The sequence below is a fragment of the Flavicella sp. IMCC45668 genome (genome assembly GCF_057219105.1).
Window position 1 is genome coordinate 2240546 of the sequence record NZ_CM170114.1, and the last position, 12491, is coordinate 2253036.

Genomic DNA, 12491 nt, shown 5'->3' on the forward strand with positions numbered 1-12491 from the left:
ATGGACATAAAAAATGCTCAATTAGCTGTTGATAATTGGATTAAAGAACACGGAGTTCGTTATTTCAATGAACTTACTAATATGGCACAATTAACTGAAGAAGTTGGTGAAGTTGCTAGGATTATTGCTCGTCGATACGGAGAACAATCTGAGAAGGAAAGCGATAAAAACAAAGACTTAGGCGAAGAATTGGCTGATGTAATTTTCGTAGTCCTATGCTTGGCAAATCAAACAGGAATTGACCTGCAAAAATCTTTTGACAAAAAATTGGACTTCAAAACAAAAAGAGACCATGATCGCCATCACAACAACGAAAAATTAAAATAAAAATGAAAGAACACAATATTTTAAAAGTTCCTTTTTGGAAAGTAGCCCTACGATTTACCTTAAGTTTTTTGGTATTACTAGGTATCGTCTTATCCGCAGCCGCATATTTCAGAAATGGTAACATGGATGCAATGAATGAGGCTATGTTAGATGGTTCTTGGGTTAAATTTGTTTTAATTAGAGTTGCAATCGGAATCGTTTATGGAGTTGCTATGGCATACTTCTCAAGAAATAAAGCTAAAAAACTTCAAGGATTAAAATAGTATGGATAGTTTAAAATTACACCACTTCACAGGAGAAGTAAACAAAGAGATTCAAATTACAGGATCTAAAAGTGAAACAAATAGATTGTTAATTTTACAGTCATTATACCCAAATTTGGAGATTGCAAACATCTCTAATTCTGACGACAGTAAATTGATGATGGCAGCTTTGGCAAACAAAGGTGAAGAAATCAATATTGGTCATGCGGGTACTACCATGCGTTTTTTAACTAGTTTTTTATCTATCAAAGAAGGGTCTGATGTTATTTTAACAGGTTCTGGGAGAATGAAAGAAAGACCTATTGGAATTCTTGTTGATGCTTTAAAAACACTTGGAGCAGATATTACTTATATAGAAAATGAAGGTTTTGCTCCCCTAAGAATAAAAGGCACGAAACTAAAAGGTGGTAAAGTAACCATTAATGGAAATGTGAGTAGTCAATACATATCATCATTACTATTAATTGCAGCAAGTTTAGAAAAAGGTATTGAATTAGAATTTGAAGGAGCTATAACCTCCGTTCCTTATATTCAAATGACTCTAGGTTTGCTTAACGAAGTAGGTATTGAAACTTCTTTTGAGGGACAGTTCATTAAAATTTCTCCAAAATCAAGTATAGAAAATCATAAAATCACAGTAGAATCTGATTGGAGCTCTGCTTCCTATTACTACAGTTTGGTTGCCTTAAGCAACAATGGTAAAATAAAGCTGAACTCGTACAAAGAGAAAAGTTTACAAGGTGATAGCGTACTTTCTGAAATTTATAAAAGTTTTGGAGTGCAGACTACATTTGGAGAAAACAGCATCACTTTAGAAAAGATAGAAGGATTTAAAAATCCAGAAAAAGTAAACTTTGATTTAATCAAAGCACCAGATATTGCCCAAACAATTGCTGTTACGGCATTTGGAATGGGGATTGCTTGTGACCTTACGGGTTTACATACTTTAAAAATTAAAGAAACAGATCGCCTGGTTGCATTGGATGTAGAACTTTCAAAACTTGGGGCAGATATTTCTGTAACTAATGATAGTTTGCACCTTAACAAAGCAACAAAAATACAAAGCGATGTTGCCATTGATACCTACCAAGATCATAGAATGGCTATGGCATTTGCTCCACTATTACTAAAAACTTCAATTATCATAAACGAAGCGGCAGTAGTATCTAAATCTTACCCAACGTTCTGGGAAGATTTTTCTAACTTTCAATAGTTAGCAACTCATAAATCAATCAAAAGCCTAGCCTATAATTTTATAAGCTAGGCTTTTATTTGTCAATTAATTAAAATTAAATCGGCAAACACTTGACAACCCCTATCTCGATATCGTATATTTGCCAACTATTTTCTAAAACACACAAATGAAATTATCTGCATTTAACTTTGAGTTACCTGATGACTTATTAGCTGAATACCCTGCTGAGCACAGAGACGAATCTCGTCTAATGGTATTAAACAGAAAAGAACAAACTATAGAGCATAAACAATTTAAAGACCTGATCAACTATTTTGATGATGGTGATTTAATGCTGCTAAACGATACAAAAGTATTTCCAGCTCGTTTATTTGGGAACAAAGAAAAAACTGGAGCAAGAATTGAAGTTTTCTTATTGAGAGAATTAAACGCTGAAAACAGACTTTGGGATGTTTTAGTAGATCCTGCTCGTAAAATAAGAATTGGAAACAAATTATTTTTTGGAGATGATGATAGCCTAGTAGCTGAAGTTATTGACAATACTACTTCTAGAGGACGTACTTTACGTTTCTTATTTGACGGATCTTACGAAGAATTTAGAGATAAATTGACTTCATTAGGAGAAACACCTATTCCGAAATACATCAGAAGAGATGTTGAAGAAAGTGACGCAGAACGTTACCAAACGATCTACGCTAAAAACGAAGGAGCAGTTGCTGCGCCAACGGCAGGTTTACACTTTTCTAAACATTTAATGAAGCGTTTGGAAATAAAAGGTGTTGATTTTGAAGCTTTAACCCTACACGTTGGTTTAGGTACTTTTAGTGCTGTAGAAGTTGAAGATTTATCAAAACACAAAATGGATTCTGAACAGGTTATCATTTCTGAAGAATCAGCAGCAAAAGTTAATGATACTATCAAACGTAAGAAAAGAATTTGTGCGGTAGGAACTACTGTAATGAGAGCTATTGAATCTTCAGTTTCTCCAACAGGAAGTTTAAATCCTTATGATGGATGGACACATAAGTTTATTTTCCCTCCTCACGATTTTAGTATTGCAAATGCAATGATTACTAACTTCCACACTCCTAAGTCTACTTTAATGATGATGACAGCTGCATTCGCTGGTTATGATTTCTTGATGAAAGCTTATGATGAGGCAGTAAAAGAAGGATATCAATTCTATTCTTATGGTGATGCTATGTTAATCATCTAAGAAATATATCACAATAAATAAAAATCTCGTATCTATTATAGGTACGAGATTTTTTTATAAATAAGAAGTATCTTTGCACACGGAACACCACAAGATTTTTACACCTTATGACAGTTAAGAAAAAAGACATTAGAGCCTTGACAAAGGAACAGCTCAGAGCATTTTTTGTTGAGAATGGAGACAAGGCTTTTCGAGGAAACCAAGTTTATGAATGGCTTTGGTCTAAATCAGCTCATAAGTTTGAAGATATGACAAATGTTTCTTTGAGCACCAGAGAAATGTTAGAAGAAAATTTTGTAATCAATCACATTCAAGTTGATGATATGCAAAGGAGTTCTGATGGTACGGTTAAAAACGCCGTAAGATTACATGATGGTCTTATCGTAGAATCCGTTTTAATTCCAACTGATACGAGAACTACTGCTTGTGTATCTAGTCAGGTTGGGTGCAGTCTTGACTGTAAATTTTGCGCTACCGCTCGATTAAAACGTATGAGAAACTTAAATCCAGATGAGATTTATGATCAAGTTTCTGCAATCAATCAAGAGAGTTTGTTATACTTCAATCATAAACTATCGAATATTGTATTTATGGGAATGGGAGAACCGCTTATGAATTACAACAATGTTCTTGCCTCGATAGAAAAAATAACATCACCGGAAGGCCTAGGAATGTCTCCGAAAAGAATTACCGTTTCAACTTCTGGAGTTCCAAAAATGATCAAAAAATTGGCAGATGATAACGTTAAGTTTAACCTAGCGGTATCTTTACACTCTGCTATTGATGAAGTAAGGACACAGATCATGCCATTTAATGAAAACTTTCCTTTAAAAGATTTGAAAGAAGCTTTGGAATATTGGTATGCAAAAACCAAAAGAGCTGTTACTTATGAGTATGTTGTTTGGGACGGAATCAACGACAACAAAGAAGCTATTAGGGCATTGGTTAAATTTTGTAAATATATCCCCTCTAAAGTAAACATCATTGAATACAACCCTATTGATGATGGGGAGTTTCAGCAAGCAAGTAAAAAATCTATCACTGATTACGTAAGTGTTTTAGAAATGAACGACATAACTGTAAACGTAAGAAGAAGTCGTGGTAAGGATATAGACGCGGCTTGTGGCCAATTAGCAAATAAAAGTACAAAAGCATAAAATTTAAAGGAGAATGTTTTAAGTTTACACCTCCTTAATTTAACCCCTTTAGAGAACAACTTTCATCAATGAAAGCAGTAGAGCAAATTAAATTTCCAATTACAAAAGAGATGGAACTTTTTGAAGAAAAGTTCAAAGATGCTATGCTCTCTAAAGTTCCATTATTAAACAGAATTACCTATTATATTGTCAGACGAAAAGGGAAGCAAATGCGTCCTATGTTCGTTTTTCTAGTGGCAAAAATGGTTTCTAATGGAAAATTTTCAGAACGCACCTATCGTGGTGCCTCCGTTATTGAATTGATACACACGGCAACACTGGTACATGATGATGTTGTAGATGACAGTAATAGAAGAAGAGGATTTTTCTCTATCAATGCTCTATGGAAAAATAAAATTGCCGTATTAGTTGGTGATTTTCTACTATCAAAAGGTCTATTGTTATCTATTGACAATGACGATTTCGACATATTAAAATTGATCTCCGTAGCGGTTAGGGAAATGAGCGAAGGAGAACTTTTACAAATTGAAAAAGCGAGAAGACTAGACATTACCGAAGATGTTTATTTTGAAATTATCCGACAAAAAACGGCTACTTTAATTGCTGCATGTTGCGCTATCGGAGCTGCCTCTGTAGGAGCCAATGAGGAAGAAATAAAAAAAATGCACGAATTTGGTGAATTGATTGGTATTGCTTTTCAAATTAAAGATGATCTTTTTGACTATTCAGAAAGCAACATCGGTAAACCGACTGGAATAGATATCAAGGAACAAAAAATGACTTTGCCCCTTATCTATACCATAAACAATTGCTCTGATAAGGACAAAAAGTGGTTGATCAATTCTGTTAAAAAGCACAACAAAGACAAACAACGTGTTAAAGAAGTAATTAGCTTTGTAAAAGAAAATGGAGGTATCGAATACACGATTAGTAAAATGAAAACCTATCAAAACAAGGCCCTTTCTATACTGAATACCTACCCAGAATCTGAATACAAAGAATCTCTAAAAACAATGATTAACTACGTTGTTGACAGAAAAAAATAATTACGAAACTATTATTTATTTACAAGTTTGAATTGAGTTTCTAAGGGAACACCATACAATCCTTCAATATCAGATTTTATCTTCTTGTAGAAATTAGTATCTGGTGGTAAACTTAAATTTGCCCAAAACTCCGAATGATAAGGCAAATCCAACAATCCCATATCTTTATCGATTCCGTAATCTTTTATTCTCATTTTAGACTTATCAGTTTCTACTGAATACAATGTGGCCTCCGCCTTATAAGAGGTTCTACTAGCGATAGTATTTCTGTATTTTTCAGGTATTCTTTCATCTTGCAACACCCATTCGTGATTGAAATAACTTAATACTAATTTTCCACTTTTATGAGTTTTGTACAAATACATTGTTCTACCTCGTTCAATTCTATAAACTTTATAGGTATCTATACCAATATATAACGTAATTCTTTCCCAATCAATTTTAGGATTTTGTCCTTGAATAATTAATACATCTTCTCCTTCATAAGAAGAACTTCCTGTTTTTTTCCAATCAAATTTTTTCAAGTTTCTTCTGTGCTGAGAATCAACTTTACTATGTAATGGATTTAACTGAATCATCCCATTTATCCAATGATTCCAATCTTTAGATTTCCACACTCTATAGTCAGCCGATTTTCTAGCCTCTGTAACTTGTAATCGTCCTATTCCGTATGCTGGCCCCCTATCGATATATTTAATATAGTTTTCTACAAAAAATTTAGAGGTACCTCCTTCAGTTGTAGCACGACGAAATAACATTTCCGACATATGTGTGGAACTCAAAGTATTAGTTTTTAGGTTTTTTAAGGCATTCAAAACATACGTTTTATCACTCAACAAAACCACATCATCCATAAGAATTGCACTCTCCGATAAAATAATTTTTTTGTCTTTAGTCGCTAAAAAATCTGCAACAGTAATATTAACTGAATTAAAACCTAAAGAAGAAATCGTAAGGGTATCCTTCAACTCATCTTCCGAAACGTAAAGAGAAAACTCCCCTTCATCGGTACTAGAGGTTCCTTTACTTTTTGCAACAATACTGATGGAAGCATAAGGAATGGTAACATCAGTTTCATCTAAAATCACACCTTTTACTTCAATATTTTTATTCTGTGCCGATACATTGAGAAATGAAAATACAACCCCAAAAATGAAGCTATTGATAATAAGTTTAATATTCATAAGTTTAGTTAAATATTCGGATTTATTCTCAAAATCCATTGGTTATTGTTCAGGTATACAATATACAATTTTGTTTTTTATTTAAAACCAGCAACTCTTCTAACAATTTTCTATTATTAGAAAGCCTTGGTATTTTGTGTTGTCCTCCCAACTTATTTTTAGATTTCAACCAATCGTAAAATAAATTTTCTCTTGAGAAATTTATTTTCGGAAAACCAAGTGTCATATTTTTATAACGTTTCGCCTCATAGTCAGAATTAACATTTTGCAAGGCTATATCTAAATACTCACTAAATTTTGTTCTACAAACTGGCTCCTTTTTAAATTCAATCATCCATTCATGAGCTCCCTTTTCTTTACCTTCCATAAAAATTGGTGCAACGGTATAATCTAATATTTCAGCACCACTTTGTTTACAGGCTATCTCAAGTGCGTGCTCCGTATTTTCAATAATCAACTCTTCTCCAAACACATTGATAAAATGTTTTGTCCTACCTGTTATTTGAATTCTATAAGGTGTAAGACTTGTAAACTTTACGGTATCTCCAATCAAATAGCGCCACAAACCAGAATTAGTTGTAATTACTATAGCATAGTTAACTCCCATCCTAGCCTCATCTAATGGAATCGCCTTAGAATCTTCTCCATTATAATCAGACATCGGAATAAATTCATAAAAAATCCCATAATCTAGCATCAATAACAACTCATCAGAATTATTCTGATCCTGAATGGCAAAAAAACCTTCTGAGGCATTATAGGTTTCACAGTATCGAAACGATTCACTTGGTATTATTTTTTTGTATTGCTCTCTATAAGGCGTAAAATTTACACCACCATGAAAGTAAACTTGCAGGTTAGGCCAAACTTCTAAAATATTATCTTTTCCGGTAACCTCTAAAACTTTATTGAGCAATACCAGCATCCAAGAAGGGACTCCTGCCAAACTCGTAATATCTTCTTGAATTGTCTCTTGAACAATGGCATTCATTTTTTCTTCCCACTCACTCATCAAAGCCGTTTTTTGCTTTGGAGCACTACTAAAGTCCGCCCAAAAAGGCATATTCTCAATAATTATTGCCGATAGGTCACCAAAATAAGTATTGTTATCCTCATATACAGCACTACTACCGCCAAGTCTTAAACTTTTACCCGAAAATAAATCAGCCTCTGGATTGTTATTTAAAAAAAGGCATAACATATCTTTTCCGGCGTTCATATGACAATACTCAATAGCCTCATCACTTACCGGAATATATTTGCTATTTGCACTTGTGGTACCACTAGATTTGGCAAACCATTTAATGTGAGAGGGCCAGAAAATATTTTGTTCTCCCCTCCTAGTCCTTTCAAGCATTTCTTCAATACTTTCATATTTCTGAATGGGAACTATCTTAGAAAAATCATTGTATGAAGAAATTTTTTTAAACCCATAATTCTTTCCAATTTCGGTATTTCTAGCCGTTTTCAAAAGGTTTAATAAAAGTTCATTTTGCACTTCAACCGGATACTTGATAAAAAGATCAAGTTGATGCTTCCTTTTTTTTAAAAACCATGAAAGAATGGAACTAACAAATAAAAATTTCATAACAATTAAAGTATCTAAACACTGATTTTATTCTCAATTAATTCAAATCTGATGGAGCTATTTGAGCCCATAAAAAATAAGCATTTTAAAATTTTAAATTTTCAAGATTTAAAATACATACCTATCTTTATCAAGTTAAATTTAGTGTTTTTTTTTAAAGTACAAACACTAAAATAAATTTCACATCAACAACATTCCACAAATGAAATACCAAGGAGTTTTAAAAAAAATGAATACAGAATATTCTGAAACCATAGAATATTATTTAGAAATGGGTGATGATTTTTTAAACCTCAATCAGCTACTAGACAGAAAAGTAGAGCTTCAATTTGAAAACTATCAATGTTTGAGTTGTGGAAAACAAAAAAAAATATTCCGACAAGGTTTTTGTTATGATTGTTTTTACGAACAGCCATCGGCCGGTGATTGGATCATGAAACCTGAATTGAGTAAGGCACATTTAGGTATCGAAGATCGAGATTTAGAGTACGAAAAATCTGTGCAATTAAAACCACATATCGTTTACCTTGCTTTGTCTAGTGAAATTAAAGTTGGTGTAACCAGAAAAACACAAGTACCAACGCGTTGGATAGATCAAGGAGCCAGCAAAGCCTTGTCTATATTAGAAGTACCCAACAGATATCTTGCAGGTATTGCAGAGGTTGCTTTAAAACAATATGTAAGTGATAAAACAAGTTGGCAAAAAATGCTAAAGAATGATGTTTTTGATGGAGATCTAAAACTAAAAAAAGAAGAACTAATTCAATATATACCTGAAGAAGTACATCCCTATATTTTAGATGCGTCTGAAAACATTCTTGATTTAAATTATCCAGTGAACCAATACCCTACAAAAATTAAAAGTTTGAACATCATCAAATCCAATTCTTACAAAGGTGTTTTGAAAGGTGTAAAAGGTCAATATTTAATTTTTGAAGACGGAACTGTGTTTAACGTTAGGAACAATGAAGGCTTGGTAGTTTCATTAAATATCTAAGCGCAATGACGGATTCCACATTCAGAACGCAATTCAAAATAAAACAAGAATCAAACACCATAAATTACAATTCAAATATTTTATTATTTGGTTCATGTTTTTCTGAGAATATTGGAGCAAAATTTGAATATCTAAAATTCAAGTCATCTACCAATCCTTATGGAATTTTATTCAACCCCGTAGCCGCTGAAAAAGCAATTTCTGAATGTATCAAAGGAATCCAATACACTGAAAATAAACTCATTTCTCATAATGATCTTTGGCATAGCTTCAATCATCATTCAGATTTTTCGGGTCCTAATAAAAATGCTGTTCTTAAAAAGATCAACAAAACAATCTTAGAAACTCAAAAAAAAATAAAATCTGCATCACATATCATCATCACCTTAGGGACAAGTTGGGTGTATCAAGTAACAGAGACAAAGCAAACAGTTGCCAACTGCCATAAAATTCCACAAAGAGAATTTGAGAAAAAACTATTGAGCATTTCGGAAATAGAAAACAGCATTGAAACGATAAAAAAAGATATATTGAACTGCAACAAAGAGGTTCAAATTATTTTTACCGTGAGTCCAGTAAGGCATCAAAAAGATGGCATGGTGCAAAATACAATAAGCAAGTCTCATTTAATTTCCGCCATTCACAATTCTTTGGATGCGAATACAAAATATTTTCCTGCCTATGAGCTTATGATGGATGATTTAAGAGATTATAGATTTTATAAAGATGACCTTTTGCATCCAAACCAACTTGCTGTTGATTATATCTGGGAACAATTTAAAAAAACATGGATCTCTGAGGACACGGTAAAACTTCAAAAAACTATTGAAACAATTCAAAAAGGCTTAGCTCACAAACCTTTCAACCCTGAATCAGATCAACATAAAAACTTCAAAATCAACCTAGAACAGAAAATTATAGATTTAAAAAATAATTTCAATATTTCTTTCTAGTCGCGATTAAATAAAAATCACATATTTTTTTTTAGTATATTTACTTATATACAAAAAAATGAAAAAGATTAGTATTGGAATTATCACTGGAGCCCTGCTTGGAATGTTAATAAGCAGCTATTTTGTGCATGATTACACTTTTGAAAAAGTAATCTACACAAAAATTACGCTTAGCACCTTATTGGTTGGCTTATTTTGTGGGAGTTATGCTAACCTACATATCAAACCATTCAATTTATTTATGGGATGCTTAGTTATTGGTATTGTAGTTTTTTATGCAAAATTTTTAATAACTGGTCATCATTTCGACCCTATCAATATGGGTACCTTTACAGGGGCAATGATCGGATCCTTATTTTATGTTTTAGAAAAAATAAAACTGCACAAAAGACCTGACTATAGGTTATAAAAAAAGCGACTAAATAATTAGTCGCTTTTTTTATTGTTTAAATATTTTTACATGTATTGATCTACATTTTCCCATGGACCACCATTGATAATATCAATACCGTGTTGCTTTAAAAAATCAGTAGCCTGACCGCTTCTAGCACCACTTCTACAAACAGCAATTACTTGTTTCCCTAAGTCTTTTACTGTAGAAATATTTCCAGGTATTCTATCTAACACGATATGTTCAGATCCTGAAACATGCCCTTCAGCATATTCAGCGTCAGTTCTTACATCCAATACAACTGCCCCATTTTTCAAGTATTCTTGAATTTTTTCATTATCAAAGTTTGCCATTTTTTTTATTTTAGTTTGTTCGCTAACAAAATTAATAAATAAGAAAATAAATTAACTATAAATTTAGATCAAATCTTAAGTACCTAAATTATTTTATCTAACAAACTCAAACGAATTCGTTAATATTTACTGCTATTCAAATATTATTCATAAATCATTTTTATCTTTGGGCAATTAAATTTTTACAACATGGATAAGAAAGTAATCTTGATGATATTAGACGGTTGGGGTGTTACACAAGACCCTAAAGTCTCTGCTGTTTTTAATGCAAAAACTTCATATATAGACGGTCTATATAACAAATTCCCAAATGCTACATTGCGTACAGATGGTGAACATGTTGGATTGCCAGAAGGCCAAATGGGAAATTCTGAGGTTGGACATATGAACCTTGGAGCTGGTAGAATTGTATACCAAAACCTAGCACGTATCAACAAAGCTGTTAAAGAAAAAACATTAGGTAAAGAAAAAGTACTTTTAGATACTTTGAATTACGCTAAAGAAAACAATAAAAATGTTCATCTATTAGGACTTGTTTCTAATGGTGGAATTCATGCACATATTGATCATTTAAAAGGAATTTTAGATGTAGCCAAAGAGAATGAAGTAGAGAATGTATTCTTACATGCCTTTACTGACGGACGTGATTGCGATCCTAAGTCTGCTCCTTACTTTTTAAATGAAGTTCAAGAGCATATGAATATTTCTACTGGAGAAATTGCGACAGTAACTGGTCGTTACTATGCAATGGATAGAGATAATCGTTGGGAAAGAGTTAAAGAGGCCTATGATGGATTGGTGCATGCTGAAGGAAAGAAAACTACAGACATCATTAATGCAATTAATGAAAACTACGCGGAAGGTATTACAGATGAATTCCACAAACCGATTGTAGTAACAAATGAAGATGGTACTCCGAAAACACAAATTAAAGAAGGAGATGTTGTTCTATTCTTTAACTATAGAACCGATAGAGGTAGAGAATTAACAAATGCATTATCTCAAAATGACTTCCCTGATTTTGGAATGAAAAAATTAGATTTATACTACACAACCATCACTTTATATGATGAGAGTTTTGAAGGAATAAATGTAATTTACAATACAGACAATATCAAAAATACCATTGGTGAAGTACTTTCTGCAGCAGGGAAAAAACAAATCCGTATTGCAGAAACAGAAAAGTACCCTCATGTTACTTTCTTCTTCTCAGGCGGACAAGAAACTCCTTTTGAAGGGGAATCAAGAATCTTAAGAAACTCTCCTAAAGTTGCCACTTATGATCTTAAACCTGAAATGAGTGCTTACGAATTAAAAGAAGCTCTTTGTGAAGATTTAGAGAAAGGTGAAGCTGATTTTGTATGCTTAAATTTTGCAAATGGTGATATGGTTGGTCATACGGGAATGATGGATGCAGCAATTAAAGCTTGTGAAGCTGTTGATGAATGTGCGCAAGCTGTTATTGAAACAGGTTTGGCTAACGGGTATTCAACATTACTTATCGCTGATCATGGTAACTGTGAAACAATGATGAATCCTGACGGAAGCCCTCATACTGCACATACTACCAACCCAGTTCCTATGATCCTAATAGACAAAGATTTGAAATCTATTAATGATGGTGTACTAGGTGATGTAGCACCAACAATATTAGAATTAATGGGAGTAAAACAACCAGAGGAAATGACATGTCACTCTTTGTTATAAAGAGATTTTTTAAATAATCAGAAAGCCCAATACAAATTGTATCGGGCTTTTTTTTATGAAATCAACTAATAAAACACTGCTTTTCATTAATTTCATCAAAAAACAATTAATTAC

At 32.8% G+C, this 12491-nt stretch carries 13 protein-coding genes; 10 read left to right on the top strand and 3 right to left on the bottom strand.

Annotated features, from left to right (window positions below):
• The 6 genes from AC2DZ0_RS09265 to AC2DZ0_RS09290 all read left to right on the top strand — a co-directional run bounded on the left by AC2DZ0_RS09265 (position 1) and on the right by AC2DZ0_RS09290 (position 5204).
• Positions 1-327, top strand: a complete 327-nt coding sequence (locus AC2DZ0_RS09265) for a nucleotide pyrophosphohydrolase (RefSeq protein WP_484489774.1) — start codon at positions 1-3, stop codon at positions 325-327.
• A gap of 2 nt (positions 328-329) precedes the next feature.
• On the top strand, positions 330-590 hold the full coding sequence (locus AC2DZ0_RS09270; protein ID WP_484489775.1) for a hypothetical protein: 261 nt from the start codon (positions 330-332) through the stop codon (positions 588-590).
• A gap of 1 nt (position 591) precedes the next feature.
• Positions 592-1803, top strand: coding sequence for a 3-phosphoshikimate 1-carboxyvinyltransferase (locus tag AC2DZ0_RS09275; protein ID WP_484641437.1), 1212 nt, complete (start codon positions 592-594; stop codon positions 1801-1803).
• A gap of 148 nt (positions 1804-1951) precedes the next feature.
• Entirely contained in the window at positions 1952-3001 is a 1050-nt protein-coding gene (queA, locus tag AC2DZ0_RS09280; protein ID WP_484489777.1) for a tRNA preQ1(34) S-adenosylmethionine ribosyltransferase-isomerase QueA, read from the top strand.
• A 107-nt stretch (positions 3002-3108) separates the two neighbouring features.
• A complete protein-coding gene (rlmN, locus tag AC2DZ0_RS09285) occupies positions 3109-4158 on the top strand; it encodes a dual-specificity RNA methyltransferase RlmN (protein ID WP_484641439.1) in 1050 nt (349 codons plus the stop codon).
• Positions 4159-4226: 68 nt separating this feature from the next.
• Positions 4227-5204, top strand: a complete 978-nt coding sequence (locus AC2DZ0_RS09290) for a polyprenyl synthetase family protein (RefSeq protein ID WP_484641441.1) — start codon at positions 4227-4229, stop codon at positions 5202-5204.
• Positions 5205-5215: 11 nt separating this feature from the next.
• On the opposite strand, the gene AC2DZ0_RS09295 is transcribed toward AC2DZ0_RS09290, so the two are convergent.
• Both AC2DZ0_RS09295 and AC2DZ0_RS09300 read right to left on the bottom strand, forming a co-directional pair.
• A complete protein-coding gene (locus AC2DZ0_RS09295) occupies positions 5216-6388 on the bottom strand; it encodes a carboxypeptidase-like regulatory domain-containing protein (RefSeq protein WP_484641443.1) in 1173 nt (390 codons plus the stop codon).
• Positions 6389-6437: 49 nt separating this feature from the next.
• Positions 6438-7976 carry a GH3 auxin-responsive promoter family protein gene (locus AC2DZ0_RS09300; protein ID WP_484641445.1) on the bottom strand — a complete coding sequence of 513 codons (1539 nt, stop codon included), beginning with the start codon at positions 7974-7976 and terminating at the stop codon, positions 6438-6440.
• A 202-nt stretch (positions 7977-8178) separates the two neighbouring features.
• Here AC2DZ0_RS09300 and AC2DZ0_RS09305 point away from each other — a divergent pair, with 202 nt between their 5' ends.
• The 3 genes from AC2DZ0_RS09305 to AC2DZ0_RS09315 are packed head-to-tail and all read left to right on the top strand — an operon-like array spanning position 8179 to position 10335.
• On the top strand, positions 8179-8973 hold the full coding sequence (locus AC2DZ0_RS09305) for a DUF2797 domain-containing protein (protein ID WP_484641446.1): 795 nt from the start codon (positions 8179-8181) through the stop codon (positions 8971-8973).
• Positions 8974-8978: 5 nt separating this feature from the next.
• Positions 8979-9926, top strand: a complete 948-nt coding sequence (locus tag AC2DZ0_RS09310; RefSeq protein ID WP_484641447.1) for a GSCFA domain-containing protein — start codon at positions 8979-8981, stop codon at positions 9924-9926.
• Between the two features lie 58 nt (positions 9927-9984).
• Positions 9985-10335 (top strand): hypothetical protein, encoded by a 351-nt coding sequence (locus AC2DZ0_RS09315; RefSeq protein ID WP_484489784.1) that lies wholly within the window; start codon positions 9985-9987, stop codon positions 10333-10335.
• Positions 10336-10382: 47 nt separating this feature from the next.
• Here AC2DZ0_RS09315 and AC2DZ0_RS09320 read toward each other — a convergent pair whose 3' ends face one another.
• Positions 10383-10670 carry a rhodanese-like domain-containing protein gene (locus AC2DZ0_RS09320; RefSeq protein ID WP_484489785.1) on the bottom strand — a complete coding sequence of 96 codons (288 nt, stop codon included), beginning with the start codon at positions 10668-10670 and terminating at the stop codon, positions 10383-10385.
• A 189-nt stretch (positions 10671-10859) separates the two neighbouring features.
• Between AC2DZ0_RS09320 and gpmI the strand changes: the two genes are divergently transcribed.
• Entirely contained in the window at positions 10860-12377 is a 1518-nt protein-coding gene (gene gpmI, locus AC2DZ0_RS09325; RefSeq protein WP_484641449.1) for a 2,3-bisphosphoglycerate-independent phosphoglycerate mutase, read from the top strand.
• Positions 12378-12491: the final 114 nt, after the last annotated feature.